The organism is Paeniglutamicibacter sp. (genome assembly GCF_046714615.1).
Taxonomy (GTDB): domain Bacteria; phylum Actinomycetota; class Actinomycetes; order Actinomycetales; family Micrococcaceae; genus Paeniglutamicibacter.
In genome coordinates this window covers 55,800-81,443 of record NZ_JBKKAP010000126.1, presented here as the reverse complement: position 1 = coordinate 81,443, position 25,644 = coordinate 55,800, and the positions used below count along the sequence as shown (strand labels likewise).

The 25,644-nt window shown below is 60.9% G+C and carries 23 protein-coding genes; 12 read left to right on the top strand and 11 right to left on the bottom strand.

Going from position 1 to position 25,644, the window contains the following annotated elements; genetic code table 11:
* Window positions 1-2: 2 nt before the first annotated feature.
* Window positions 3-1,226, bottom strand: coding sequence for a TMAO reductase system periplasmic protein TorT (gene torT, locus ACLQ7E_RS15145; RefSeq protein ID WP_411733409.1), 1,224 nt, complete (start codon window positions 1,224-1,226; stop codon window positions 3-5).
* 28 nt (window positions 1,227-1,254) lie between these two features.
* A complete protein-coding gene (locus tag ACLQ7E_RS15140; RefSeq protein ID WP_411733408.1) occupies window positions 1,255-2,001 on the bottom strand; it encodes a cupin domain-containing protein in 747 nt (248 codons plus the stop codon).
* A 282-nt stretch (window positions 2,002-2,283) separates the two neighbouring features.
* Between ACLQ7E_RS15140 and ACLQ7E_RS15135 the strand changes: the two genes are divergently transcribed.
* Window positions 2,284-2,883 (top strand): TetR/AcrR family transcriptional regulator, encoded by a 600-nt coding sequence (locus tag ACLQ7E_RS15135; protein ID WP_411733407.1) that lies wholly within the window; start codon window positions 2,284-2,286, stop codon window positions 2,881-2,883.
* 161 nt (window positions 2,884-3,044) lie between these two features.
* On the opposite strand, the gene ACLQ7E_RS15130 is transcribed toward ACLQ7E_RS15135, so the two are convergent.
* The gene (locus ACLQ7E_RS15130; RefSeq protein WP_411733406.1) at window positions 3,045-4,400 is read right to left on the bottom strand and encodes a D-serine ammonia-lyase; all 1,356 of its coding nucleotides are present in this window, start codon (window positions 4,398-4,400) and stop codon (window positions 3,045-3,047) included.
* A gap of 222 nt (window positions 4,401-4,622) precedes the next feature.
* Between ACLQ7E_RS15130 and ACLQ7E_RS15125 the strand changes: the two genes are divergently transcribed.
* Window positions 4,623-5,669, top strand: coding sequence for an NAD(P)-dependent alcohol dehydrogenase (locus ACLQ7E_RS15125; RefSeq protein WP_411733405.1), 1,047 nt, complete (start codon window positions 4,623-4,625; stop codon window positions 5,667-5,669).
* Window positions 5,670-5,717: 48 nt separating this feature from the next.
* Here the strand turns inward: ACLQ7E_RS15125 and ACLQ7E_RS15120 are convergent, their stop codons facing one another.
* Genes ACLQ7E_RS15120 through ACLQ7E_RS15105 form a run of 4 tightly spaced genes read right to left on the bottom strand, consistent with a single transcriptional unit; the run spans window position 5,718 to window position 10,883 of the window.
* Window positions 5,718-6,542, bottom strand: coding sequence for an HpcH/HpaI aldolase/citrate lyase family protein (locus tag ACLQ7E_RS15120; RefSeq protein ID WP_411733404.1), 825 nt, complete (start codon window positions 6,540-6,542; stop codon window positions 5,718-5,720).
* Window positions 6,539-8,575 (bottom strand): biotin carboxylase N-terminal domain-containing protein, encoded by a 2,037-nt coding sequence (locus ACLQ7E_RS15115; RefSeq protein ID WP_411733403.1) that lies wholly within the window; start codon window positions 8,573-8,575, stop codon window positions 6,539-6,541. The genes ACLQ7E_RS15120 and ACLQ7E_RS15115 overlap by 4 nt, the downstream gene beginning before the upstream one ends.
* A 6-nt stretch (window positions 8,576-8,581) precedes the next feature.
* Window positions 8,582-10,192, bottom strand: a complete 1,611-nt coding sequence (locus ACLQ7E_RS15110) for a carboxyl transferase domain-containing protein (protein WP_411733402.1) — start codon at window positions 10,190-10,192, stop codon at window positions 8,582-8,584.
* 40 nt (window positions 10,193-10,232) lie between these two features.
* Window positions 10,233-10,883, bottom strand: coding sequence for a TetR/AcrR family transcriptional regulator (locus tag ACLQ7E_RS15105; protein WP_411733401.1), 651 nt, complete (start codon window positions 10,881-10,883; stop codon window positions 10,233-10,235).
* 407 nt (window positions 10,884-11,290) lie between these two features.
* Between ACLQ7E_RS15105 and ACLQ7E_RS15100 the strand changes: the two genes are divergently transcribed.
* Together ACLQ7E_RS15100 and ACLQ7E_RS15095 are read left to right on the top strand one after the other, a co-directional pair.
* Window positions 11,291-11,569: a type II toxin-antitoxin system RelE/ParE family toxin gene (locus ACLQ7E_RS15100; protein WP_411733400.1), complete on the top strand. Its 279-nt coding sequence runs from the start codon at window positions 11,291-11,293 to the stop codon at window positions 11,567-11,569.
* 12 nt (window positions 11,570-11,581) lie between these two features.
* Window positions 11,582-11,863 carry a HigA family addiction module antitoxin gene (locus tag ACLQ7E_RS15095; protein WP_411733399.1) on the top strand — a complete coding sequence of 94 codons (282 nt, stop codon included), beginning with the start codon at window positions 11,582-11,584 and terminating at the stop codon, window positions 11,861-11,863.
* 96 nt (window positions 11,864-11,959) lie between these two features.
* Here the strand turns inward: ACLQ7E_RS15095 and ACLQ7E_RS15090 are convergent, their stop codons facing one another.
* Genes ACLQ7E_RS15090 through ACLQ7E_RS15080 form a run of 3 tightly spaced genes read right to left on the bottom strand, consistent with a single transcriptional unit; the run spans window position 11,960 to window position 14,485 of the window.
* Complete coding sequence (locus ACLQ7E_RS15090; RefSeq protein ID WP_411733398.1) at window positions 11,960-13,129, bottom strand: acetyl-CoA C-acyltransferase; 1,170 nt, start codon at window positions 13,127-13,129, stop codon at window positions 11,960-11,962.
* Entirely contained in the window at window positions 13,126-13,776 is a 651-nt protein-coding gene (locus tag ACLQ7E_RS15085) for a CoA transferase subunit B (protein ID WP_411733397.1), read from the bottom strand. The genes ACLQ7E_RS15090 and ACLQ7E_RS15085 overlap by 4 nt, the downstream gene beginning before the upstream one ends.
* A gap of 4 nt (window positions 13,777-13,780) precedes the next feature.
* The gene (locus ACLQ7E_RS15080; RefSeq protein WP_411733396.1) at window positions 13,781-14,485 is read right to left on the bottom strand and encodes a CoA transferase subunit A; all 705 of its coding nucleotides are present in this window, start codon (window positions 14,483-14,485) and stop codon (window positions 13,781-13,783) included.
* Between the two features lie 151 nt (window positions 14,486-14,636).
* Here ACLQ7E_RS15080 and ACLQ7E_RS15075 point away from each other — a divergent pair, with 151 nt between their 5' ends.
* The 8 genes from ACLQ7E_RS15075 to ACLQ7E_RS15040 all read left to right on the top strand — a co-directional run bounded on the left by ACLQ7E_RS15075 (window position 14,637) and on the right by ACLQ7E_RS15040 (window position 23,937).
* Window positions 14,637-15,425, top strand: coding sequence for an IclR family transcriptional regulator (locus ACLQ7E_RS15075; protein WP_411733395.1), 789 nt, complete (start codon window positions 14,637-14,639; stop codon window positions 15,423-15,425).
* A 759-nt stretch (window positions 15,426-16,184) separates the two neighbouring features.
* On the top strand, window positions 16,185-17,750 hold the full coding sequence (locus tag ACLQ7E_RS15070) for an ABC transporter substrate-binding protein (RefSeq protein ID WP_411733394.1): 1,566 nt from the start codon (window positions 16,185-16,187) through the stop codon (window positions 17,748-17,750).
* 116 nt (window positions 17,751-17,866) lie between these two features.
* The gene (locus ACLQ7E_RS15065; protein ID WP_411733393.1) at window positions 17,867-18,751 is read left to right on the top strand and encodes an ABC transporter permease; all 885 of its coding nucleotides are present in this window, start codon (window positions 17,867-17,869) and stop codon (window positions 18,749-18,751) included.
* Window positions 18,751-19,704, top strand: coding sequence for an ABC transporter permease (locus ACLQ7E_RS15060; protein WP_411733392.1), 954 nt, complete (start codon window positions 18,751-18,753; stop codon window positions 19,702-19,704). Before ACLQ7E_RS15065 ends, ACLQ7E_RS15060 begins: the two co-directional genes overlap by 1 nt.
* A gap of 4 nt (window positions 19,705-19,708) precedes the next feature.
* On the top strand, window positions 19,709-20,563 hold the full coding sequence (locus ACLQ7E_RS15055; RefSeq protein WP_411733391.1) for an ABC transporter ATP-binding protein: 855 nt from the start codon (window positions 19,709-19,711) through the stop codon (window positions 20,561-20,563).
* Window positions 20,560-21,363: an ATP-binding cassette domain-containing protein gene (locus ACLQ7E_RS15050; RefSeq protein WP_411733390.1), complete on the top strand. Its 804-nt coding sequence runs from the start codon at window positions 20,560-20,562 to the stop codon at window positions 21,361-21,363. The genes ACLQ7E_RS15055 and ACLQ7E_RS15050 overlap by 4 nt, the downstream gene beginning before the upstream one ends.
* Before the next feature lie 46 nt (window positions 21,364-21,409).
* Window positions 21,410-22,774, top strand: coding sequence for an alpha/beta hydrolase domain-containing protein (locus tag ACLQ7E_RS15045; RefSeq protein WP_411733389.1), 1,365 nt, complete (start codon window positions 21,410-21,412; stop codon window positions 22,772-22,774).
* A 65-nt stretch (window positions 22,775-22,839) separates the two neighbouring features.
* Window positions 22,840-23,937, top strand: a complete 1,098-nt coding sequence (locus ACLQ7E_RS15040) for a DUF5937 family protein (RefSeq protein ID WP_411733388.1) — start codon at window positions 22,840-22,842, stop codon at window positions 23,935-23,937.
* A gap of 720 nt (window positions 23,938-24,657) precedes the next feature.
* Here ACLQ7E_RS15040 and ACLQ7E_RS15035 read toward each other — a convergent pair.
* Window positions 24,658-25,635, bottom strand: coding sequence for a glycerate kinase (locus tag ACLQ7E_RS15035; RefSeq protein WP_411733387.1), 978 nt, complete (start codon window positions 25,633-25,635; stop codon window positions 24,658-24,660).
* Between the last annotated feature and the right edge of the window lie 9 nt (window positions 25,636-25,644).

Below are 25,644 nucleotides of genomic sequence, written 5' to 3'. Positions count from 1 at the left end.
GCCTACTTCGCCTCGACGGTGAAGACGGGACGGTAGCCCTCAGGTGGCAAATTCAGTTCCTTGACCAACGAATCAAGATTGTCATAATCCTTGCCTGCCGCCCGGCCGCATATGACGTTGGCCGTGGTTCCGACGTAGCTGCCACCCACGAACGGCTTGTTCTCAAGTACCCGAAGCGCCATGTCGACGGCGATGCGCGAGAGAACCAAGTCGTTGCCGGCGCTGGAACAAGTGGCTTTCCCCGAACTCAGCAGCGAGTGCACTTCAGGGGTGAAGTAATACGAGGCAGTGTTGATCTTGTCTGCCAATCCACGTTCGGCTAGCGGCCCGACCGCAGCGTCTACGGTGGTGGCACTGCCGATGATGTAATTCATTTCAGGGTAGGCGCCCAATGCGTTTTCGATGAGGTTCAACTGTGCATCCTTGCCGGTATCGCCGTACTGCACACCCAGCATCTCCACATCCCCGCCTGCGGATTCCTTCTTGAAACAAGACATGAGCTGTTCAAGGGAACCTACACCTGCCGGACCGGGGAACCACACCGCGCGGACCTTCTTTCCGGTTTCCTTAAGATGGCGCCCGAGGTTGCCGCCCAGCGTGCAGTAGTCAAAGAGTGCCCGGCCAGCCACCGACTCACTGGTGACACCATTGATTGCATCGATCACCGGTATACCCTGTGCCGCAATTTCTTCAATGCGGGTATTGAGGGCCTCATTGCTGACGGCGCCGGCGATGATCGCATCGGCGCCTCCGGCTGCGCAGTTGGATAGCTGGTCCAGTTGATTGGAGATTTCGGTGTAACCGCCTGCCTCGTATGTCTGGAGGGCGACGCCCATGCGTTGTGCCTCGGATACCATCGCAGCGTTCTGTCCGACCCAATAGGGGTCCTTCACATGCGGTAAGACGGCACAAATGCTCCATTTTTCGGTTAAGTCGGACGGGGCAAGTGGAGTGTAGACGCCGGGGGTTCGCGCTCCTTCACAGCCCGGCGTCTGGCAATCGATCACCTCGATCGGCACGGCCCAGTCCTGGGCGGTGGCCGCCAAGGCCAGAGTGTCCGGGCTGTTCTTGGCCGGGTCGGCGAAGACTCCTGCTGCTTCGGCCACCACTGGTTCCGGAGCTGGTCGTTCCGCCCCAGCAGTGTCGCCGACTTGGGAGCATCCACCCAATACGACGGCTAGAGCAAGGGCTAATGGTGCAATGCCGGTACGCGATCTCTTGTTCATTTCGCTTCGATCCTTTGGGGACTAGGTGTCAAATGGATTCGTATTGGAAGTCAGTGCTGGCCAGGCCATGCGGGTTGGGCCCATAGACACCAACCATTCGTGCAAATTTCGGGGCGCTGTACCGGGCAAGCTGTCCGCCGGCGATTTCGATGGAGTCACCGGCGTGCAAGACCACGCGTTCCCCGGCGGCCTCGACGATTAGCTCTCCTGCAACCACAAAATTGAACTCCGTGTGCGGGTGCCTGTCGGTCCAAGCAGCACGTTCGAGTTCCCATGTCGAGAGGATGGGGTCGTTCCACGATCCACTCTGCGGCGAATTCGTGATGAATCGACCCCGATTGCGTTCCCATTCCGGACGCTGGTGAAGATTTGGGCCATCCGGCCAAGTCTCTACGCCTGTGAAACCCGGCAAATGCTCCAGTGGGTCTTCCGCGGTTGGATCTACCGGATGGATTTCTAGGTCGCTGTCTAACGGCCAGTACTCGAAACCGGTTGACGCATCTCCCGCCGGGTTCGGACCGTATACGCCTATCATCCTGGCGTATACAGGTGCCCAATAGCGGCCCATCCGTCCTGCGGGTACACGCGCGACATCACCTGGCTGAAGAACTTTGACGTCGCCTCCGGCTGCAACGAATAGTTCTCCCTCGAGAACCATGTTGTATTCGCTGTGTGGGTGGAAGTCCTGCCAGGATGCCGCCTTGAGGTCCCATTCAGATATCGAGTAGTTTCCCCAGCCATCCTTGCGGATCGGCACAATCTGTCGGGTGCCCATGCGATTCCATTCGGGCTTTAAGGGCTCTGGAAGTCTCTTGGGCCAACACGTAAGTACGGTGGACTGTCGAACGGGTGGGGAATCGACGACTTGAACATGGGGATACATGGAAATCCACTCCATCGGATGCGCTCAACTAGTGTGAGCTGGGTAACAATTCGTATGGAGAGAGTTTCATGGACGGTTGTCTTAGTCAAGGGTCTATGTTAAGTTTGTCGTAGCAATTACATCAAGTTACGGACAAAAGAACGTGCCGAGCCTTAGCGGTTCCAAGGAGGAGAAATGCGCATCCCGGCGAACGAACGCAAGGAGCAACTTATTGACGCCACAATCGCGTTGATGCAAACTCGGGGCGTGGTGGCCCTAACACTGCGAGATATAGCCAAACATGCAGGTGCATCCCTGGCTGCTGTGCACTACTGCTTTGACGACAAGGACGAGCTGTTTACGGCTGCAGTAGAGCGGTGGCTAAAAAATATGATGACCTACGCCGAGGACGTTGATCCGTCCTTCGGTCTCCGTTCTACGGTGAACGAAGTGGCCCGGCGCTACTGGGATGAGCTGGAAGCGACTCCCAGTGATGTGCTGGCCCAAATCGAGTTGGTCGTTTGGGCTGCGCGGCAAGAAGGGGGCCAGGAACTTGCAGCCAGCATATATCCAGGTTACGAATCCGGTCTGGGCGCGCTTTTCGGGAAGGCAATGGAGACCGATACCCACGATCGACTCCTGCCGCCGGAGGAGCTCGCTCGCATATTTATCGCCATAATTGACGGCTGCAGCCTGCAATACATCACTCAACCCAATTTGACCTCGCATCGGCGCCTGTTCGAGTTTCTTGTCGAAGCCGTCTTGCAACAAGTTGCTGTACCGGTTCGGACTTAGGCTGAAAATACATTGCGAGTCGGCCCCAGAACCGGACGACTTCCGGGGCGGTGGCCATCCGTGTAGCCAACAACTTGATTGCACACGGTGAACAATTCCGGTGCGTAGATAACCTGATTCCAGCATGGGGCCCTGTCAGACTGGGCATGCTTCCATAATTCTCAGCGCCAGGGAACCTCGTTGATGAGCGTCTGGCCCTCGGCCACGTAGCCGGCCATCTCCTCCGGGGGAACCATGGAGCCGCCGGTTGACCAGATGACGTGGGTGGCGTTGGCCAGGGCCGTGTCGTCGAGTCCGAACGCGGAGCGATACCCCTGGTCCTCCAGCACCCGCCAGGGACTGGCGAACCCGGCCGCGGCGGAGGGCTCCACGTCGATGCCTTCGGTGTCGTGCAGCAAGCCGACGAAGGCCTTCATGCGTTCGTCGGTGACGGTCACGTAGCCGTCGATCAGCTGTTGCAGGTGCTCGCCGACCAGGCGCGAGGGGCGGCCCACTGCCAGTCCGTCCGCCGCGGTGAGCCCGTCCAGCCCGATGTCCGCCACGGAAATGGCATCGTGCAGGCCGGTGCGCACGCCCAGGGACATGCAGGGGGAGTTGACCGGCTCGGCAAAGACGCAGTGCACCGCGTCCCCGAAGGCCGCCTTGAGCCCGAACGTCACGCCGCCCGGACCGCCACCTACCCCGCAGGGCAGGTGCACAATCAGCGGGTGTTGCGCATCGACGACGACCTGCAGGGCGGCCAGCTGCCCGGCAAGCCGAGCGCCGGCGACCGAATACCCGGCGAAGAGGCTCAGCGAGGCCTCGTCGTCCACGAACCAGACACTCGGGTCCTCCTCGGCGGTGCGGCGCCCTGCAGCCACGGCATCGGAGAAGTTCCCCGCGTGCTCCATGACGTTGACCCCGCGGGAGCGCAGCAGTTCCTTCTTCCAGGCCCGGGCATCCAGTGACATGTGCACGGTGGTGTTGAATCCGAGTTCGGAGGCGACGATGCCGATCGACAGGCCCAGGTTGCCGGTGGAACCCACGGCGATGCCATGGCGGGAGAGCACCTCGCGCACCTCGGGCCGATCCAGAACCCGGGCGTCGTCGCTCGGAGCCATCAAACCGGCGGCGATGGCGATGCGCTCGGCTACCTCGAGCACCTCGTGGATGCCGCCGCGTGCCTTGATCGATCCGCTGACCGGCAGGGAGTCGTCGCGCTTGAGCCACAGCTTGCCCGGCAGAACACGCCCGAAGCGGTCGCCCAGTTCCGCCTGCATGTCCGGGATGCCCACGAGCGGGGATTCGAGGATGCCGTGTGTGGGACGGGTGTCGGAAAAGTGCTCGGCGAACCAGGGTGCGAAGCGGCCAAAGCGTGCCCGTGCGTCCTCGATGATCGCCGGGTCGATGCCCGAGGCATCGATTCCCTCAGCGGTGTCGGTCGGCCGGGCGGTGAACCACGCGGTTTCCTCGGAGCGGGCCAGGGCCGCGACGACGCGGTCGCTGAGAAGTTGCTCGAGGTCGAAGGCTTGGTTCATTGTCGCTGGATTCTCCTTGGTTGCGGGCATTCTGCTTCCAAATGTAGGGCACGGGATTGTCGGCGGCGAATCGGCGGCGGTCAGACCCGGTCGGAAGGATGTTCGGAGGCACCGGAGCGGCGGAGGGACGCACCGGCGGGAACGACCGTGGAATTCGTGAGTGACAACCGTTAGCGTGAGTCCCGTGAAGAGTTTGCCCATCCAGCAGGAAGAAGGCACAATATGCGCGCGATAGTTTTCGAGGAATGGAAGCAGTTTCCGGCTCTCAAGGAAGTCCGAAAGCCCGAGCCAGGTCCCGGAGAAGTCCTGCTCAAGGTCGCAGGTGCCGGGGCCTGCCATTCGGACGTGAGCATTTTCCAGGATTTCACGGCAGAGATTCCAGGCAACATGAAAGCGGGATTCACGCTCGGGCATGAAAACTCCGGGTGGGTGGAGTCAGTCGGCGAGGGTGTCAGCGGTGTGAACATTGGAGACGCCTATTTGGTTTATGGTCCCGTTGGCTGTGGCCGGTGCAAGGCCTGCTCGCGTGGCCAAGACACGTACTGCGAAAACGCCGCGACCAATCCATACGCCGGGATCGGATTGGGGCGCGACGGCGGCATGGCCGAGTATGTCACGGTTCCGGCACGCAACCTGATCCCGCTGGGCGATGCCGATCCGATTGCCGCCGCACCGCTCGCGGACGCGGCACTAACCCCCTACCACGCGATCAAGGGTGCACTGCCGCACCTGAATGCGGGCGGACGATTTGCGTTGGTCGTGGGCCTGGGAGGACTGGGCCAGATCGCCGTGCAGATACTCAAGGCGCTTACCGGCGCCACGGTCATCGCCACGGACATGAAGCCCGAAGCGATGGCCAAGGCCGAGGAAGCCGGGGCAATCACCGTTCCGTCCGGACCCGACCAAGTCCAGAAGATCCGCGAGATCACGGGCGGTCGCGGGGTCGACGCGGCATTCGATTTTGTGGGTGTCACCCCCACGTTGGCGACCGCCACGGGTTCCATGGCCCAGGGTGGCAAGCTCGTCGTTGTCGGGATCGCCGGTGGCGTGCATGAGTGGAGTTTTTTCACCACACCGTACGAGTCGGTCATTACCAACACCTACTGGGGAACCATTGAGGAGCTCCACGAGGTTGTCGATATGTACCGGGCGGGGCAGATCACTCCGGAAATCGAGACGTACTCGTTGGAGGACGGACTGGAGGCCTACAGGAAAATGGTGGCGGGCAAGCTGAATGCCCGAGCGGTCATCGTTCCGCACCAGGCTTAACGAACCGATGCCCCGTCGCCGCTTACGGAAGCGGCGACGGGGCATCCGTCATGGGGTCGTCGTCGTGGATGAATGCCGCGCCAACGTGGCCCGGGCATGGCGCAGCAGCGGCTCGTCGACCATTTGCCCCTCGAACGTGAACACGCCGGCCGACTTCTCCGCCGCCGCCAGGACGTTTTTGGCCCTGTCGACCTGCTCGGTGGTGGGAATGAAAGCCTGGCGGATGATCGGCATCTGCCCGGGATGGATCGAGGCCTTCGCCCCGAAGCCCGAGGCTGCCGCGTCAACGGATTCGCCCAGCAAACCCGCGTGGTCGTCGATGTCGATGTAGACCGAATCAATGGCAACCTTGCCATAGGCTCCGGCTGCCAGCAGGACCTGGGACCTGGCATGCCTGACCACGTCCCGGTAGGTGCCCGACTCCCTGCGGGAAGACGATCCTCCCAAGGAGGCGACCAGATCCTCGGCACCCCACATCAGGGCCACGACATTGCGCGTGTCGGCAATGACCTGGGCATTGAGGATGCCCAGCGCGGTCTCGCACAGGGCCACGACCGCGTAGGAGGAAAGCCGGGACAGGTCTTCGGCCCCCTCGGTCTTGGCGAGCATGATGGTGCGGTAATGGGTGGAGGACAGGGCCCTCAGGTCCGCGGTGAAGTCCGCGGTGCCCACCGGGTTCACCCGGACGATGGTGCGCTCCGGATCCAGGGGGTTATCCACCAGTGCCTGGCGGGCAGCCGTCTTGTTCTCCGGTGCCACCGCGTCCTCCAGATCCAGGATCACCGCGTCGGCGCGTTCGAGTGCCTTGGCGTATCGATCGGGGCGGTCCGCAGGGCAGAACAGGATTGCGGGTCCCATGGTGAAGATGCTCATGGTGCGTCGTCCTCGGTGTCGTAGTTAAGGGTTGCGACGATTTGGTTGGCCTTGACCAGGTCACCGACCCGCAAACGTCCCATCTGTACGGTACCCGTCCCGGGGGCCCTCATGGGGTGTTCCATCTTCATGGCCTCGATTGTCACCAAGATCTCACCGGATTCGACCCATTGCCCGTCGCTGACTTCCACCGCGATCACGGTCCCGGGCATGGGGGAGCGGACATCCGGTGAGGCTTCGCCAGGGACGTGCGCGCGATTCGACAGTTCCCGGCGCAACTGCTCCTCCCGGTCCAGACTGCGTACCGAGGCCACCCAGCCGTCGCGGCCGAGCCAAAGCGTGGAATTATCCCCGAATGCCGTTGCCACATGCTCCCGCATGCCATTGACGGCCACGGATCCTCCGGGGAGCCTGACCGCCTCAAAGTCCTGGCCGCCCATGGCAAATCTGCGGCCGCCGGACGTGGGGATGGAGGTCAGGGTGTAGAGTTTGCCGTCGACTTCGAGCGTGGTGTCCAGCCTCGCCGGTGTCCCCAAACGCCAGGAGTCCCGGGCCTGCCAGGTTCCGCCGTGTCCCGGGTCGCGTGCCACCTCGAGCGCCGCCGCCAAGACCAGCTCGGTGTCGCCAATGGACCGGAAGACCATGTCGGGCATCTTTCGTTCGATCAGCGTGGTGTCCAGGTTGCCGGCACGCACGTCGGGATCGTCCAGCAGCAGGCGCAGGTATTCGATGTTGGTCAGCACGCCCAAGATGACGGTGTTCGCCAGGGCCCTATCCAGGCGGGCCAGCGCGGTGTCCCGATCGGTGCCCCAGGCAATGACCTTGGCCAGCATCGGATCGTAGTGTGGGGAGACGTCCAGTCCCTCTGCCATGGAGGAATCCACTCGCACGTGGTCACCGGCTGGTTCGAGCACCCGCAGCAGCCGCCCGGTGGAGGGCATGAAGTCGTGGGCTGGGTCCTCGGCATAGACGCGGGCCTCGATGGCGTGCCCGTACAGGGAAACCTGGTCCTGGGTGAAGCCCAGCGGTTCTCCGGCCGCGATGCGCACCTGTGCCTCGACCAGATCCAAGCGCTCGCCGTCAACGCGCACCACCTCCTCGGTGACCGGGTGCTCGACCTGCAGCCGGGTGTTCATTTCCATGAAGAAGAATTCGCCGGGTGCCTCGTCCGAGATCAGGAACTCCACGGTCCCCGCACCCACGTAGTTGACCGACTGGGCTGCGGCCACGGCGGCGGCACCGATCTCGGCGCGGATGCGCTCGCCGTCCCCGAGGTTCTCGAGCAACGGAGAAGGCGCCTCCTCGATGACCTTTTGGTGCCGGCGCTGGAGCGAGCATTCGCGCTCGCCCAGGTGCACGGTGTTGCCGTGGGTGTCGGCCAGGATCTGGACCTCGATGTGCCGTGGGCTCCGCACCAGGCGCTCGAGGAAGAGCGTGTCGTCGCCGAAGGAGCTCAACGCGGTGCGCCTGGCGCTGACGAGCGCCTCGGGAAGTTTCTCGGCCGAGTCGACTACGACCATGCCCTTGCCACCGCCCCCGGCGGAGGGCTTGATCAGCACCGGGAAACCGATCCCTTCCGCCGCGTCGATGAGTTCCTCGTCGCTGAGATCGGGTTCGGCAATGCCCGGGGTCACCGGGACGTCGTGGGCCGAGACGTGGTTCTTGGAACGAATCTTGTCGCCCATCAGCAGTAGCGCGTCCACGCCCGGGCCGATGAACGTGATCCCTGCATCCTTGCAAGCCCGGGCAAAGTCGATGTTCTCGGACAGGAACCCGTAACCCGGGTGCACCGCCCGGGCGCCGGAGGCCTTGCAGGCGGCAATGATTGCCCCGATGTTTAGGTAGCTTTCGGAGGCAGGGGAACCACCGACACGGATTGCCGTATCCGCCTCGCGCACGTGCCTGGCTCCGGCGTCCGCGTCCGAGTACACAGCCACGGACCTGATGCCCATGGTGCGCAGCGTGCGGATCACCCGGACAGCGATTTCCCCGCGGTTGGCCACCAGCACGGTGTCAAAGAGTGTGTTTTTCATGGTGCATCACATCCTGAAGAGGCCGAAGGAAGTCTCCGGGAGTGGTTGGGTGGCACAGACATCCAGGGCCAGACCTAAGACCCTGCGGGTGTCGAGCGGGTCAATGACCCCGTCGTCCCACAGCCGGGCAGTGGAGTAGTAGGGGTTTCCCTGGTCCTCGTACTGGGCCTTGAGCGGTTCCTTGAAGGTGGCCTCTTCCTCGGCGCTCCACGTGGAGCCGGCGGCTTCGAGGGTGTCTCGCTTGACGGTGGCCAGCACGGAGGACGCCTGGTTCCCGCCCATGACCGAGATCCTGGCCGCGGGCCACATCCACAGGAAACGCGGGGAGTAGGCTCGCCCGCACATCGAGTAGTTGCCGGCCCCGAAGGATCCGCCAATGATCACCGTCAGTTTGGGGACCCGGGTGGTGGCCACGGCGGTAACCATCTTGGCCCCGTGCTTGGCGATGCCCCCGGCCTCGTAGTCCCGCCCCACCATGAATCCGGAGAGGTTTTGCAGGAACAACAGCGGCACGCCGCGTTGGTCGCAGAGCTCGATGAAGTGGGCGCCCTTGAGCGCCGACTCGGAAAACAGCACGCCGTTGTTGGCGACGATGCCCACCTTGTGCCCGTGGATGCGGGCGAATCCGGTGACCAGCGTGGTGCCGTAGTTGGCCTTGAATTCGTGGAACTCGCTGCCGTCAACGACCCGGGCGATGACCTCGCGGACGTCGTAGGAAGCGTTCACGTCGGTGGGCACGGCACCGTACATCTCGGTGGGTTCTTCGACTGGCGGGTCGGCTGCGGGGATGACGTCCCAGACGGGTGTGGGAGAGGACGGCAGGGTATCGATGATGTCCCGGACGATGGAGATGGCGTGCGCGTCGTTCTCGGCCAGGTGGTCGACGACCCCGGAGGTCCTGGCGTGCAGGTCCCCGCCGCCGAGTTCCTCGGCCGTGACAACCTCGCCGATGGCCGCCTTCACCAGGGGAGGGCCGCCCAGGAAGATGGTTCCCTGGTTGCGCACAATGACCGTCTCATCGCTCATGGCCGGGACGTAGGCACCTCCCGCGGTGCAGGAGCCGAGGACCGCGGCGATCTGCGGGATCTTTCGTGCCGAGAGATTGGCCTGGTTGTAGAAGATCCGCCCGAAGTGATCGCGGTCGGGGAAGACCTCGTCCTGCATGGGCAGGAACGCGCCGCCCGAATCGACCAGGTAGACACAGGGCAGGCCGTTTTCCAGCGCGATTTCCTGGGCACGCAGGTGCTTCTTGACGGTCATGGGGAAGTAGGTGCCGCCCTTGACGGTGGCGTCGTTGCAGACCACCATCACGTAGCGGTCGTGGACCATGCCGATGCCGGTGATCAGACCGGCCCCCGGGCAGTCGCCGCCATACATGTCCTCGGCGGCCAGTGGGGCGATCTCCAAAAAAGGCGAGCCGACGTCGAGAAGCGCATCCACTCGGTCGCGGGGCAGCAGCTTGCCTCGGTCCACGTGGCGCTGCCGGGTCTTTTCGGATCCGCCCAGGGCAGCGGCGGCCAGGCGTTCGCGCAGTTCGGTGACCAGCCGGGTTTGCTCGGCGGCATTTTTCAGGAAGCCGGGGCTGGTGGTTTCGATCGTGCTGGGTAGGGTTTCCATTGATCCTCTTTCGAAGCGGAAAGCTTTGGGGAGTGTCGTGTCAGCGGGCTGTGGCAAGGGGTACGCCCGGAGGTTCACTGGCCAGATGCACCGGAGGGCGCATGAAGTCGATGCCCGAGAGCATGGCCGAGTCGGCGGAGAGGATCTTGCAGGCCATGGACACGAAGTTGCGTTGGACCTCGGTAAGTGTCAGTCGTCCATCTGGCCGGTACCAGTGGGCCACGCCGGTTCCCATTTCCATCAGGGCAAGGCGTGCCATGGTGGCGTCGTCCGCGGAGAAGTCGCCGACGCGGATCCCGCGCTCGACCACCTGCGCAAAGAGCGATTCATAGTCATCGCGCAGTTTCTGCATCGCCGCCTGATTCTCGGGGGAAAGTGCGCGCATTTCGTATTCGGCCACGCGGGCGGTCAGCGGATTGGTCGCGGTGAACCCGATGTGGGAAGACACCAGTGCCGCGAGCTGAATCGTCGGCTCCGCACTAATGCGCAGGGCTGCCGCGCCCGAAGCAATCATCTCCTCCAGGCAGCTGCGCATCACCTGCACCAGCAGTTCTTCCTTGCTGCCGGTGTAGTGGTAGATCGTCGCGGAGTTGATGCCGGCGGCTGTGCCCAGCTCGCGGATCCCGGTGGCGGCGAAGCCCTGCCGAGCAAAGAGCAGGACGGCCGCCTGCTGGACCTTGCCGATGTTCACCATGGACTCCATTGCCGAGAGCGAGACCCGAACCAATCAATTGATTGGCCCATTCACTTCCAGCAAACACCGTGATGCGTACCACTGTCAATCACTTGATTGGGAATCGGGTGGCTGAGGGCGTTCTTGACGTGGCATGCGGGGGTACGGGCACACCTCGAGGTTTGGGAATGAGGACGGTGGCCCATGTCTATGAAGGATTGGGCCGAACAACCATTAACTCTGAGTTAATGGTTCAACAGTCAGGCCTCGGACGTCAGACATGAACCGCGGGAAACTCGTTCGGTGAAAAACCTGGACGTCGACCCTTGAATAATCGCTCCGCAAGCCGAGCAATTTCGCCATGGGGCGATCGTGAAGCCCCGCGACATCGCGTATCGTGAGTCGATACGCGATACATTCAATCTTTGATCGTCAGTTTCCGGCATGAGGGGTGGGAGGCGCTCTATCGCGACAATTCCAAGAAGGCCGTGCAGCCCGCACATGCGGCAAAGCTCATCCGCATCTTGGGTGTGCTCGATATAGCCCAGGCGCCAGCGGACCTCGCCATACCTTCGTTCCGCACGCATGAGCTCAAGGGCGATCTTGCCGGACACTTCTCGATATGGGTCAACGGCAATTGGCGTGTGACGTTCCGATTCGTTGGGCAAGACGTCGAGCTCGTTGACTATCTGGACTGCCACTGAAGGAACCGCACCATGATGAAGAACCCACCACACCCGGGTGGGATCATTCGCGAAGACGTGTTCGCCGAACTCGGCCTCACCGTTTCGGATGCAGCGCTCAGGTTGGGCGTCGCGCGCGTGACCCTGAGCAGAGTCGTCAACGGCCGAGCCGGCATCAGCCCAAATCTCGCCGTGAGGCTGGAACTAGCGGGAACCGGAACCGCCCGGGGTTGGCTCGCCACGCAGGTGAACCACGACCTCGCCCGGGAGCAGGATGGCAAGGCGCACGACGTGAAGCCGCTCGACGTTGCCTAAATTGCAAGAAAACACGGGCACCTTCCGTACCTCTTGCGAGGTGTGGAGAGTTCCCGTGCTCGAGGGTCGTCGCAGTGATACCCGAGGCTGTCGGATCTACAGAGCCCGCAAGATCACTGCGCTGCCCTGACCGCCGCCGCCGCAGATGCCGGTGGCGCCTACGGAGCCTGCGCCAAGCTCGGCGAGCTGGCGGGCGAGGGTGCCGACGATGCGTGCGCCCGAGGCGCCGATCGGGTGACCCAGGGCAATGGCCCCGCCCTTGGTGTTTACGATCTCCGGGTCGATGCCGAGCTTGGCCGTCGAGCGCACGCCAACGGCGGCAAACGCCTCGTTGATCTCCACTGCCAACAGGTCCGCCGGAGCAATGCCCGTGCCTTCGAGTGCGGCCAGGATGGCGTTGGCCGGCTGTTCGTGCAGCAGCACGTCAGGCCCTGCAACCAGGGCGTGGGAGACGATCTCGGCCATCGGGGCGATCCCCAGGCGCTCGGCGGCAGCCTTGCTGACCAGCACCACCGCGGCGGCGCCGTCGGTGATCTGCGAGGCATTGCCCGCGGTGATGGTGCCTTCCTTGCTGAATGCCGGGCGCAGCTTGCCCAGGGTCTCGGCGGTGGTCTCCGCGCGCACCCCGTCGTCGAGGGAGACCACGGTGTCCCCCCGCCGGGAAGTGATGGTGAACGGCGCGATCTCCCCGGCGTGGAACTCGACTGCCGCGGCGGCCAACTGGTGCGAGCGGGCGGAGAACTCGTCCTGCTCGGCACGCTTGATGCCCATGGCGGTGTTGCCGTCCTCGGTGGAGGATCCCATGGAGCGGGCCTCGAACGCGTCGGTCAACCCGTCGAATTCCAAGGTATCGATCATTTCAATGGCACCGTACTTGGTCCCGGCCCGCGCCCGCTGCACGTGGGGCGCCAGCGACATGGATTCCTGGCCGATGGCCACGACCACGTCGGCCTCGCCGGCGTCGATCATGCGGGTGCCCGCCACCACGGCCTCGGTGCCCGAGAGGCACACGGCGTTCAGCGTCAGTGCCGGGATGTTGAAGCCGATGCCGGCTCCCACGGCGGACTGGCGTGCCGGGTTCTGCCCGGCACCTGCCTGCAGCACTTGTCCGGCGAAGACCCGCTGCACCTGATCGGCGGAGATCCCTGCGCGCTCGAGGGCCGCTGCCGCGGCGTGGGCTCCCAGCGCCGTGGCGGAGACGGTGCCGAAGGCCCCGTTGAATCGGGCGAACGGGGTGCGGGCGTACCCGGCGATCAATGCGCTCATGCTGCTTCTTCTTCCTCAAGGTCAATGGTGAATGCGGCCCCGGTGGCCTCGTACAGGGACTCGATGGTGATGCCCGGCGCCACGGCGCGCAGCACCAGGGCGGAATCAACCACGTCGAACACCGCGCGGTCGGTGATGATCCTATCCACCACGCCGACCCCGGTCAGCGGCAGGTCGCAGGTCTCGACGATCTTCGGGGTGCCGTCCTTGGCCACGTGGTCGGTGATGACGATGACGCGCGGGGTGCCGGCGACCAGGTCCATGGCACCGCCCATGCCCTTGACGAGCTTGCCGGGGATGGTCCAGTTTGCCAGGTCGCCGTTGGCTGCGACCTGCAGGGCGCCGAGGATCGCGGTTGCCACGTGTCCGCCGCGGATCATGCCGAAGGAGGTGGCCGAGTCGAAGTAGCTGCCGCCGGGCAGCAGGGTGACCGTCTGCTTGCCGGCATTGATCAGGTCGGCGTCTTCTTCCCCCTCGTAGGGGAAGGGGCCCATGCCCAGCAGGCCGTTTTCGCTCTGCAGGGTGACGTTCACGCCCTCGGGCAGGTTGTTGGCCACCAGGGTCGGGATGCCGATGCCCAGATTCACGTACTGGCCGTCGGTTAGTTCGCTGGCGGCAATCGCTGCCATTTCATCGCGTGTCCACATGTTGCTATGCCTCCTGGCGGACGCGCACGGTCCGCTGTTCGATGTCCTTGATGCCGTCCGTTGCGACAACGTGTTGTACAAAGATGCCCGGGGTGTCCACCAGGGACGGATCCAGGTAGCCGTCGTGGATGACCTCTGCCTCGGCGAAGGTCACGCGTCCGGCCGCGGCGACCAGCGGGTTGAAGTTCCGTGCCGTCATCCGGTAGCGCAGGTTGCCTTCCGGGTCGGCCTCGAAGGCGCGGACCAGCGAAATATCGGCAACGATGCCGCGTTCCAGGATGGCGTCACGCCCGTCGAAGTTCATCACAGGTTTGCCCTCGGCGACCGGAGTGCCCACGCCGGTGGGGGTGTAGAAGGCGGGGATGCCCGCGCCGCCTGCCCGCAGGCGTTCGGCCAGCGTGCCCTGGGGAACGAACTCGACCTCGAGCTCGCCGTTGAGGAACTGCTGGGCGAAGAGCTTGTTCTCGCCCACGTAGGAAGCCAGGACCTTGGCGACCTGCTTGTTTTCCAGCAGCAAACCCAGCCCCTTGCCGTCCACACCCATGTTGTTCGAGACGATGGTCAGCCCGGTGGCGCCCGAGTCGCGCAGGGCGGTAATCAGCCTGCTGGGGATTCCGCTGAGGCCAAAGCCGCCCACCGCAATGGTCATTCCGTCGCGCACCTGGGCGGCCAATGCCTCAGCGGCATTGCCGATGACTTTCGTTGCCATGGTTCTCCTTAGGTCGTCCACGATGTGGATTGGTTCGCTGTTCTGGATTTACCGTAATGATCGTTCGATCCCCGGGTCAACGAATCGTGTCAATGTGACCTGGATTGCTCGACTGGTGGTTTGCAGAGCGAATCTCGTCCATAATATGGACATGAATACTTCGTTTCCCGGGGCCCAGGTCGTGGGCAGGATGGCTGCGGTGCTGCGTGCCGTCAGCACCGCGATGCCCAGGGGCATCTCCACGGCAGAGGTCGCCCGAAGTACCGGGCTCGCCCGGCCGACCGTGCATCGCCTGCTGGCTGCACTAACGGCCGAGGGATTTTGCGACCACGAAAATCGGGAGGGATTGTGGCTGTTGGGCCCGGAAATGTACCTGATGGGAACCGTGGCGGCTGAACGCTACGACATCACCGACATCGCCCGCGACCACGTGGCCGCCCTGGCCGATTCCACGGGAGAGAGCGCGTTTCTCTCGGTGCGAAGGGGCGAGGGAACCGTGTGTCTGTTGCGGGCCGACGGAGCGTTTCCGATCCGTTCGTTTGTGCTCTACGAGGGTAAGCGATTCCCGCTCGGCGTGGCCTCGGCGGGGCTCGCCATCCTTTCGTTCCTGCCCGAGAACATGGTTGGGCGATTCCTGGAAAGCCACGATCTGGCAGCGGAGCATGGAAGCGACCACAGCAAGGAAACCTTGCGTCGGCGCATTTCCGAAACCCGGGAGCGCGGCTGGGCGGAGAACCCGGGACTGATCGTGGAGGGGAGTTGGGGGATGGGTGCAGCGGTGTTCGATGCCGCGGGACAGCCGGCCTGGGCCCTGAGCCTCACGGGCATCGAGTCACGCTTCGCGCCCGAGCGGCGCCCCGAGCTGGGGCGCCTGCTGATGCACCACGCCCACGAGTTGTCTAAGAAATTGCGCGGCGAGCAGGTTGCGACTGCTCGATGAGCCTGGGCACCTACAATCCGTACCGACGGGCACTGGTCAGAAGCAGTGGTCTGAAGATCCTGCGAGCTAAGCTGCCAGCAGTGCCCTGGCCTAGGCAGGATGCGCATCCAGGGCGTTGACAGCCTTTTCGGGGACCCCGGCCCCGATGCGTTCCAGTATGAGGGAGTGCGCGACGGTAATCCGGGAGGTCTCGAGCCAATCCAGCGAGTGAACACGTGATATGCAAGGGTGAACTTTGCCCAACAACGAAGGGTGCCTCGTGTTGGATCGTTTGTTGTCCATCGTGTCATCGTTAGCGGTATGGAATGCCGGGCTGATGACCGTGGTATTAGACAATGAAATGCGGGTTGTGTGCCCGGAAGCGGGATGAACACCTGGGCGCGTCCGGACCCATTCGGTAACGGCCTGAGCGGATTAAGCCGCCAGGCAGGATTCACCGCATCGTAGACTCCGCCAAGGCGGCGTTCGAGAAGGATATTTCTGACCTCACCGTCGCTATTTTGGGTGCCGACTGCGATGCCCGATTTGAGGCACTGACCACAGGACCGTTTATGGTGCCGGACCAAAGTTAGGTGTCGTCATGTACTTTTGATGTCCCGGAGGATCGCTAACTTTTGGTGGAAATCATCTGCGGATCGGCATTTTCTTCAGTTATCGCGGTCGCGGTAACTGAAATGGGCGTCACATTCGAAACCCCCTACTCTGATTGAACCCCCGCTCGCGGGCTCCCCCCCCTGGAATGTATTGAAAGGCTGCGCCATGATTTCGAAACGTAGTGCCGTGAAGATCGGTGCACTGCTCTGTGCTGCAATGGCACTCTCTGCCTGCGGCGGTGGACCAAGCTCGGATGCTGCTGCTGGTTCCAGCGAACCGGTTACCGGTGGTGAGCTTGTCGTTGCATCACTCCCAGCGATGATCGACCCATATGTTACGACCTCGCGTTCGAACTGGATGGTTGCAGCCTCAACGTGTGAGGGCCTCTTCGCCAACGCAGCGAACACCTCGGTGGAAAACGGGCTTGCCGAAAGCTATGAGTATGACGAAAAAGCCGGTATTTACACCATCAAGATTCGTGAAGGCGTCAAATTCCATAGCGGCGGCGAACTGACGGCCGCAGATGTGGTCGCCTCGCTGGAGCGCTATGGCAGCGGGGATGCCGGTGAGCTTTTCAGCTCATTGACCAAGGAAATTTCCGCGGTCGGCCCGCTGACCGTTTCCATCTCCACGAACCAACCGACGGGTGCTATCCCAGCACTGCTGGCAACACCGGACACTGGTGCATACATCATGTCGGCCGCCTCATTGGAAGCGGCCGGTTCAGGGGACCTGACCTCACTGGATTGCACCGGTCCCTACAAGCTGGACAGCTTCGCCACCGACCAGCAAGCCGTGATCTCGCGTTTTGACGACTACGCCGCACGCAGCGAAAAAGCAGATGGTGCAACCGGATCCAAGACAGCCTATGCTGACACGATTAAGTTCGTCCCCTTTAACGACGCCAATGCCCTGAACCAAGTTCGTACCGGTCAGGCGCACATCGTTCCGCAGTTCATGAGCATGGATCAGCTTTCTGTCTATCAGGCGGACCCATCACTGAAGCCGGTGGTGAGTGAGGGTGCTGGGTTCTCGCTACTGCAGCTGAACAACAAATCCGGTCTTATGGCTGACCTGAAAATCCGTCAAGCGGTTTTGAACTCCGTAGATCCAGTAGCGATTGCCACCCAGCAACTTGGCGGGACCGAGTACTTTGCTGATGATTCGAGCCTGTTCCCCAAGGGCTCGCCATGGTATTCGGATGCCGGTGCAGATATTTACAAGAACAGGAGTGTTGATGCCGGTAAGGCTTTGCTGCAAGAGGCAGGATACGACGGCACTCCGGTCCGTGTGCTCTACCGCCCCGACTCCGATGGCTACGGCCCCCTGCTCAAGCAGCAACTGGAAGGCATTGGTTTTGTAGTGGACCTGCAGGCCATGGACGCAGCCACATTCGGCTCCGCCCGTACTGATCCCTCCAAGTGGGATATCTTCCTTGCCGGCGGTACCGCCTATTCGGACCCGCTGACAGTAGTGTTCCTCAACGACGATTTCCCGGGATGGTGGGCCACCGATGAAAAGAAGTCGTTGATGGCTGATGTCACTGCGGGCAAAAACATCGAAGCCCGTTTGCCTGCCTGGAATGAAATGCAACAGCTGATCTGGGACGAGTTGCCATTTGTGAAGCTCGGGCACGAACCGCGGTTGAGCGTAATCGGAGCCAGTATCGGTGGGTTTGAACCGACGCAGGGAACTGTGCGCGGCTTCTACAACGTATGGATCGGCAACTAAGCACACACGAGGGTGTGAGCGGGTGGTTCCGTCTCCGTGTGATTCATGATGACGGGACCACCCACAGCCTGCGCAAGAAATCTCGCTGTTGATCGTTCGCAGATAAGAAGAGAAACATGAAACCAACATTGAAGACCCTGCTAAGGGACCCCTCCGCTATGACGGGTGCAGCCATCATTTTGCTGGTGGCCTGCCTAGCCCTGTTAGCGCCAGTTCTAGGCGGAGACCCAAATTTTGTCGACCCGATAAACCGGTTGAAAGCACCGCAAGCGGCATTTCCGCTTGGTACTGATGATCAAGGACGCGACATGTGGACCATGCTGCTCTTTGGTGCCCAAACTGCCCTCGGAATCTCCGCGCTTTGCACGGTCTTGGCGGTCATCATTGGTTACCTGATCGGAATCATCTGCGGTTACTTCCCCAAAATTGATGCAGTGGTCATGCGCATCATCGATGGCATGATGTCATTCCCAAATATCATTCTGGTCATGAGCTTGGTCGGCGTTCTTGGCAGGGGTGTTGGACCAGTCGTCTTCGGACTAACAGTGGTCTTGATTCCCCCGATTGCGCGCGTGGTTCGTTCGGCATCACTCAGTGTGAAATCAACTGCCATGGTCGAATCCGCCCGGGCAATGGGTGCCAAAGACTCATGGATTCTCTCCAAATACGTTGCCCCCGAAGCCGTCTCCGTCCTGATCGTTCAAGCAACAATGGGTTTCGCTGCAACTGTGCTCTCCATAGCGGCGTTGAGCTTCTTGGGCATCGGAATCCCACCCGAAGTACCGAGCTGGGGTGCCAGCCTCTCGGCCGCGCAAAAATACATCGCTGTTGCCTGGTGGATTGGCGTATTCCCCGGTGCGGCCATTCTGGTTACGGTACTGGGCCTCATTCTCCTAGGTGATGGGCTGCGAGACTCCATGGATCCTCGAGCACGCCGCATCGCGGGCCTCGCAAAGCTCAAGACACTTGCCAAGGTCACGTCACAGGAAGGACAGCACTAATGCTCAATTACATTCTCAAGCGCCTATTGGCGTTGCTGCCAACCATCGCCGTGCCCATGGTTCTGCTCTTCGTATTGCTGCGGCTGACTCCCGGAGACCCCGCCGCGGTCATCCTTGGCGAAGAAGCCACTGCTACTGATGTTGAAAAGCTTCGAGAAGAGATGGGACTCAACCAGCCCATCATCCTTCAATTCATTGTCTGGCTCGGACGTATGGTCCGATTTGATTTCGGGGACTCGATATTTCTCCGGGCCCCCGTGAGCGAGCTAGTCCTTGCTGCAGCCACAGTGACTGCCCAACTTGCCGTTCTGGCATTGATTGTTGCCGTCTTGCTTGGCCCGCTTCTGGGCGCGATTGCTGCATCAACCACATCAAGAATTGCGGATAAGGCCATGGTTGTTGGTTCGGCGGTCGGCATCGCCATGCCGACGTTCTGGCTTGCCATCTTGATGGTCTTGGTGTTCGGTGTGATCTTGCGTTGGTTCCCTGTCGCCGGCTATGTGGCCCCTACGGAAAACTTCGTTCAGTTCCTCTCCTTCATGGCGATGCCGGCCCTGGCGCTGGGCGTCTTGGAAGCGGCCACACTCTTCAGGTATTCACGCAATGGCGTCTTGGACGCGAAATTCCAGCCTTTCGTCAATACCGCACGTGCCCAGGGCATTGGCGAGAAGACCATTACTGGAAAGTATGTGTTCCGCGCGGCGCTGGTACCGGTTGTTACGGTGGTTGGGCTTTCCATGGCTTCATTGCTCGGAGGTGCAGTAGTTACCGAAAACGTTTTCTCGCTTCCGGGTTTGGGCAAGCTCCTGCTCACAGCCGTAGATCGCCGTGACTACCCGCTCATTGAAGGATGCATTTTCCTCATTGCCATCATCTTTGTGTTGGTGAATCTCTTGGTGGATGTGGTCTGTGCGTTGATCGATCCGCGTATCCGTTTAGACAGCAAGGACTAGCGCCATGAGCGTAGGTGAAAAAGTGTTACTTGAAGTTTGCGATCTGAACGTCGACATCCTTAAGCCAGAAGGTCCAAGCAGAGTCGTGCATTCGCTGAGCTTCTCGCTTGAAGCGGGGAAGACACTGGGCGTTGTTGGCGAATCCGGTTCCGGAAAATCCATGACTGCCACTGCGATCATGGGGATATTGCCGGATGTAGCCGTTGCTTCGGGCAGGATCCTGTACAAGGGCAAAAATCTTCTCACCGCGACTCATGCAGAACGGCGCGAACTAAGCGGTTCCGAGATCGGCTTCATTTTTCAAGAACCAATGAGTGCGCTGCACCCGACGATGACTATTGGCGAGCAAATGATTCGTCCCATGCGTATGCACTTGGGCCTAAGCAAAAAACAGGCACATAATCGCGCCAGTGAGTTGCTGGATCTCGTGGGGATTCCGCCACGGCGAGGTGTACTGGGATCCTATGTTCACCAGCTCTCCGGGGGTATGCGACAACGCGTCATGATCGCCATGAGTATTTCTTGCAACCCGGCCCTGCTGCTTGCGGATGAACCGACAACCGCCCTGGACGCCACTATACAAAAACAGATCCTGGATTTGTTGCTCAAATTGCGCGATGACCTCGGTCTGGCATTGATCCTGATCAGTCACGACCTTGGTTTAGTTTCGCAATATACCGACGACGTAGTTGTCATGCTGGATGGCTACGAAATGGAGCAGGGCGCTACCCAAGAAGTCATTGCCAATCCGAGATCTGGTTACACCCAAGGCCTTTTGGAAGCGGCGCCTCGGCTGGGCCGGCAACCACACCGACTTCCGGTGATCGATAAGTCCATCTATTCAAAGGTGACGCTATGAAAACGGATCAGCTCGAAGCCCAAAACGATCTCGTCTTGGAGCTTACCAACGTAAGCAAAGAGTTCAAGCTTGGCGGCATGTTCAAGCGTTCCAAACACGTCGCCGTAGACAACGCCTCGCTTTCGGTCAAACGAAATCAAGTCGTGGGGCTGGTCGGGGAATCCGGATCCGGAAAGTCCACCCTGGGTCGGATCTCGATTGGGCTCATCAAACCGACCTCTGGGTCTGTCCGTGTTCTGGGCCAAGACATCTTTGGCTTGGGCAAAGAAGAACTGCGTTTGTACCGTCGCAAGATGCAGATGATCTTTCAGGATTCATCAAATTCGCTGAATCCGCGGATGAGTTTGCAAGAGCTCATTGAAGAACCGATGCGCGTACAGAATCTATATTCTGCCGAGGAACGTCGCATACGGGCTCGAGCCCTTGCAGATGAAGTGCAGTTGGCCGAGGGCTGGTTGGGACGCTACGCGCATGAGTTCTCGGGTGGCCAGCGGCAACGTATATCTATTGCACGCGGTTTGGCACTTGAACCGGAGCTTATCGTTGCTGATGAACCGGTTTCGGCGCTGGATGTTTCAGTTCAGGCACGCGTCTTGAATCTGCTCAAGGACATCCAAGAATCGCGGAGCCTCTCGATGATCTTCGTGAGCCACGATATGGCCGTTGTGGAATTCATGAGTGATCAGGTAGCGGTGCTTTACAACGGGAAAATTATGGAAAACGGGTCAGCGGAAGATGTTTTCGCTAACCCGAAAAGCGCATACACGCGTACATTGCTGGACTCTTCGCCCAGTCTCTAGCGCGCTCACTCGCTGGCATCTGGCTTCAAAACAGGAGATATAGAACATGACCACCTCACAGACCCTAGTTCCGTGCGCCCAAATTTCGGGTCCGATCCCTGAAATCGAGGAAAATCGAGCCGTTGTGCTCGAATCCTATGGAACAGAACGAATGCCCGCATATGGATACATCCAGGAAGAGTATTTTGTTTCGGGTAACGCAGCCGAGGCACCATTTCTCACACGCATTTTGGTTCGACGGCCTGAAGACATGGGTAAATTCAATGGTCGAACGCTCACGGAGGTAAGCCATATCTGGGGGGGAACCTCGGTCTGGCGCGCCTTCAACCGTGCACTGATGCGTGATGGGTACATGTGGATAGAAATTGACTCGCAGGCTCCTTCGGCGCTGGACCTGATCAAGGGCGGCAACCCCGAACGGTATCGAGACATGGTGTTTACGGCGGGGGAGCTGGCAAGCGATTTCGCAGGATCGATTCCCTTCACAGAGAACCCGAGCCCTGAGCTTCTTGCTGACCAATACGATGCGTTCAAGGAACGATGGTGGAAGGCGACACCCCAGTCATTTGAAATAATTGCACAGGTCGCACACGCACTTCGTGGGGGGCTGCCGGGAATCAGGAATTCGGAAGTCAAGACCCTTCTCTTCGCCGGGATATCTCAGACCGGCGGTGTGGTTCGTCGCTTTGTTGAGCAACACCACGATGCCATGCGTCGGGCGGATGGCGGGCCTCTCTTTGACGGATACCTACCTGGAGCCTCAGGCGGTGAAGCACTCCCGGATATAGACGTTCCTGTGATTGAGGTATTGGGTGAAGCAGAATTTCAGTCCGTTCGCTGGGATTGCGGGGTATCTGGGCAAGTTCGCGGACTGAGCCATCGCCGAGCAGATTCCGAAACATTCCGCCTTTACGAGATCGCAGGGATGGCACATCGGGAAACACGCCATATGAGTCAGAAGGATGTGCTTCGACTCAAGGACTGCCCGCTACCGCCCGGAGCTCACTGGTCGACCTTCCCGAATTCCCATATTTACGGAGCACTACTGGGTCTGCTTGCAGATTGGGCGGAAGGAAAGCTAGTGCCGCCCCCCTCCCAATTACTTGAAACCGAGGGGCACACCGATACCATTTTGCGTGATCGGTGGGGCAACGCTCGTGGAGGCGTACGAAGCACTTATACCGATGCGCCGACGTCGACCTTGGTAGCTGCGACGCCCATGGGCCGCCCTTCGTGGTATCACGGTAATGAGACACCGTTTGATGGACAGCGATTGCAAGAGATCTATGGCGATGCTGATAGCTACCGTCGTGTCGTTGCTCGAGTTGTCGATCGGCTGATATTGCAAGGGTTTTTGCTCAGTGTTGATGCTGAGGAGCTGCGCCTATCTGCGGAGAAGCTGCGTTTCTAAATGCGGTTGCTTCCTCGGATTTGGGACGCTCCTCGTCGCTAGTCGAGGTCAGCTAAGCTCGTCTCATGCCGATCATCTTTGACCTGACCGACGTCGAACCTGCGAATGTTACTGTCAGGGTTTCAGAGATGGCCGAGATGATGGCCATGCTTCACTGCATTGCGGAGCCTGGCCATCATCTTGAACTGTCGCGAGACCTCAAAGCGATTGATGCCGAAATCTCCGCTCAATTGAGACGGACCATGCACTCGTTCTCACCGCTGTGGGCGCGATTCAGATTTCGCGCCTTGATGCCACTGAACACTAGCGCCTACCAAAGCTTCGGTTCGGAGCTGGCAACCGTCGAAGCTCTACCCCTCGAAGCGTTTGTGCAAATGAGCGTTCAAGCAATCATTGGTGGTCGCTCCGACCGTCCCTGGGATATCTTGAACGACAGTGGTGACCGTGCTGAATTTCTAGAGGCGTGTCGGGCACGGAGTGAAGCGCGTGAAGAACTTGGAGCTCGGTTGGCGCTCAATCCCGAGCACTTCCGACATATCCTGACTGCGTTTCTCTGGACGTTTTATGAGACTTGCTTTCGTGCGCGCTGGGAATCGGGTTCCGCTCGGCTCAAAGCCAGCGAAATTGAAGTTCAACGACGGCTCGCTGGCGGGTCCGCTTCGATGGTACTTGCGTCGTTGACACCCGGAGCACACTACTTTCCACAGACCGCTCAGGTGGCATATGACAAACTGCAGAATGCGTTCGTCAATGGCAGCGGCCGCAAATTCGTCCTTGTCCCAAGTATCCTGACGAAGCCTCACGTGGTTGTGAAGTACGACGACGCGTACTCGGGCTACAACGTCCCCATCATTGTGCAATTTCCGATCTCTGACATGGGGACAGTCAACAAGAGCATCCACGAAATCCAAAATCAAATGGCAGTACTAGCCGATAGCGCACGATTGGAGCTTTGTCGGCACCTCGTCAACGAATATTGCACCACCAGTGATCTATCCAGGCGGCTGGGCATCGGAGCTCCACAGGTATCGCGCCATCTCCGGAAACTCCGAGAAGCAGAACTTCTTGAATCAGTGCGGGATGGCAAAATGGTAAAACATCGTCTACGAATGAATGTTATCTATTCCATTGGCTATGAATTTTTGACCCGAATCGTGAAGTAAACCCAAGCACTGAAAACGCAAAATGTTTTGCGCAGGGGGTGCCCAACTGCGATCCGGCGAGTGTGTGGCTGGAAAACCATCAGCCGGCATATGGAACATATCCGCACGGAAATCGACGAACCTCGATCAACCAAGTAGCGCATTTCGTGTATGCAATACGGGAAGATTATCTGCGGCCAGGGAGACGACAATGCTTTACCTTGTGTCCTTGGCTCGATATGTTGCTTAGAGGCCCTATACGCTTTGTAGTTATTCTCTCCCGACAAGTAACAGGTGAGTACTGAACCGTCTGTAAGTGTTGGTGGTGGCTGGCCGGGGGCCAGCTGGCAGAGTGGTACTGGTCCCTCCGAGCAGATGTGACTAATGAACCGTCTGACCCCTGTGGGGTGTCATTCCCCGGATCTTTCCATCTGGTCGGAAGGGCTGCTGCCGCCCGGCCCACCAAGATGGCTTGATGAGAAGCTTGCCCAATCCTCTGGGATTGTGGCCCCTTACAGGCATACCTCGTAGTGATGTTCTCCCAGGCAGTCTTGATATCGGCGGGTGTCGCCGTTGAAATCAACTGTGGCACCCGTTGGATATGTGGGGTCCTCAGATTCCGGCTCGATCAAAACGCTCGAGCAAACTGGCTTTGCGGTCATGTGCCCGGTGAATAATTTGGTGCATCGTAGTCGACTGTACCGAGAAGATTGCGAACCAAGCGGGACGAATGGGTCAGCGCTAGCAGAGGTTGGATACTCCGATCGACTCGCGGGCAATCTGCGCGCCGGCGGCACGCATGTGCTTCTCGTCGGTGGCCACCACGACCTGGGCGAAGGCATCCCGCGGGGCATCCTCGGTGACCGAACCGACCACGGCGTAGACCGGAATGCTCCCGCTGCGGGCCATGATGACCGAAATGATCTTGCCCTGCAGGGTCTGGGAATCCAGGCGACCCTCGCCAACCACCACGGCATCGGCTTCGGCGACGGCGTTCTCGAAGCCAAGGGTATCGAGAACGTAGTCGGCACCGGAGCGCAGCTCGGCGTCGAAGCAGGCCCAGAGACCGCCGCTGAATCCGCCGGCCGCGCCGGTGGCAGGCACGCCCCGCGGGTCTCTCGGCAGCGTCGCCGCCAACTGGTGCAGCCGGGCGGTCAGCAATTCCACCTCGTCCTTGGTCGCGCCCTTCTGCGGGCCAAAGACGACCGCGGCGTCCTCGAAGGGTGTGGTCACATCGCTGAGCACCACAACCTGTGCGCCGCGCAGCCCGCCGTCTTCGGCGATCGCCGCGCACGCACCAGCCCCGCCGTCGGTCGTGGCCGACCCGCCCGCTGCAACCACGAGCCGCCTGGCACCGCGCTTCACGGCATCGACCATGAGCAGGCCGGTGCCGTAGGTGTCGGCAGTGAGCGCATTGCGCCCGCCCGGAGCCGGCAGGGTGATCCCGCTGGCCGCGGCCAGGTTGATGTAGGCGGTGCCATCCGCGCCCAGCGAGTAGGCGGCACGTACCGGATCCCGCCAGGGACCCACGGTGTCCGCGTGGATCCGCTCGGCCCCGAGGGCGGCACCGAGAATTTCCTCGGTACCTTCCCCGCCATCTGCCACCGGCAGCTCAAGGGCCTCGGCCCCCGTGGACCTGACGCCGTCGGCGATCGCCGCGGCAACCTGGGCGGCGGTGAAGGTTCCCTTGAAACTGTCGGGGGCAATGAGGATTTTCATGGGGCTTTT

Bases quoted from the DNA above. Each gene is read 5' to 3' on its own strand.
- torT (WP_411733409.1), bottom strand. From the start codon at position 1,226: ATGAACAAGAGATCGCGTACCGGCATTGCACCATTAGCCCTTGCTCTA.
- ACLQ7E_RS15140 (WP_411733408.1), bottom strand. From the start codon at position 2,001: ATGGGCACCCGACAGATTGTGCCGATCCGCAAGGATGGCTGGGGAAAC.
- ACLQ7E_RS15135 (WP_411733407.1), top strand. From the start codon at position 2,284: ATGCGCATCCCGGCGAACGAACGCAAGGAGCAACTTATTGACGCCACA.
- ACLQ7E_RS15130 (WP_411733406.1), bottom strand. From the start codon at position 4,400: ATGAACCAAGCCTTCGACCTCGAGCAACTTCTCAGCGACCGCGTCGTC.
- ACLQ7E_RS15125 (WP_411733405.1), top strand. From the start codon at position 4,623: ATGCGCGCGATAGTTTTCGAGGAATGGAAGCAGTTTCCGGCTCTCAAG.
- ACLQ7E_RS15120 (WP_411733404.1), bottom strand. From the start codon at position 6,542: ATGAGCATCTTCACCATGGGACCCGCAATCCTGTTCTGCCCTGCGGAC.
- ACLQ7E_RS15115 (WP_411733403.1), bottom strand. From the start codon at position 8,575: ATGAAAAACACACTCTTTGACACCGTGCTGGTGGCCAACCGCGGGGAA.
- ACLQ7E_RS15110 (WP_411733402.1), bottom strand. From the start codon at position 10,192: ATGGAAACCCTACCCAGCACGATCGAAACCACCAGCCCCGGCTTCCTG.
- ACLQ7E_RS15095 (WP_411733399.1), top strand. From the start codon at position 11,582: ATGATGAAGAACCCACCACACCCGGGTGGGATCATTCGCGAAGACGTG.
- ACLQ7E_RS15090 (WP_411733398.1), bottom strand. From the start codon at position 13,129: ATGAGCGCATTGATCGCCGGGTACGCCCGCACCCCGTTCGCCCGATTC.
- ACLQ7E_RS15085 (WP_411733397.1), bottom strand. From the start codon at position 13,776: ATGTGGACACGCGATGAAATGGCAGCGATTGCCGCCAGCGAACTAACC.
- ACLQ7E_RS15080 (WP_411733396.1), bottom strand. From the start codon at position 14,485: ATGGCAACGAAAGTCATCGGCAATGCCGCTGAGGCATTGGCCGCCCAG.
- ACLQ7E_RS15075 (WP_411733395.1), top strand. From the start codon at position 14,637: ATGAATACTTCGTTTCCCGGGGCCCAGGTCGTGGGCAGGATGGCTGCG.
- ACLQ7E_RS15070 (WP_411733394.1), top strand. From the start codon at position 16,185: ATGATTTCGAAACGTAGTGCCGTGAAGATCGGTGCACTGCTCTGTGCT.
- ACLQ7E_RS15065 (WP_411733393.1), top strand. From the start codon at position 17,867: ATGAAACCAACATTGAAGACCCTGCTAAGGGACCCCTCCGCTATGACG.
- ACLQ7E_RS15060 (WP_411733392.1), top strand. From the start codon at position 18,751: ATGCTCAATTACATTCTCAAGCGCCTATTGGCGTTGCTGCCAACCATC.
- ACLQ7E_RS15055 (WP_411733391.1), top strand. From the start codon at position 19,709: ATGAGCGTAGGTGAAAAAGTGTTACTTGAAGTTTGCGATCTGAACGTC.
- ACLQ7E_RS15050 (WP_411733390.1), top strand. From the start codon at position 20,560: ATGAAAACGGATCAGCTCGAAGCCCAAAACGATCTCGTCTTGGAGCTT.
- ACLQ7E_RS15045 (WP_411733389.1), top strand. From the start codon at position 21,410: ATGACCACCTCACAGACCCTAGTTCCGTGCGCCCAAATTTCGGGTCCG.
- ACLQ7E_RS15040 (WP_411733388.1), top strand. From the start codon at position 22,840: ATGCCGATCATCTTTGACCTGACCGACGTCGAACCTGCGAATGTTACT.
- ACLQ7E_RS15035 (WP_411733387.1), bottom strand. From the start codon at position 25,635: ATGAAAATCCTCATTGCCCCCGACAGTTTCAAGGGAACCTTCACCGCC.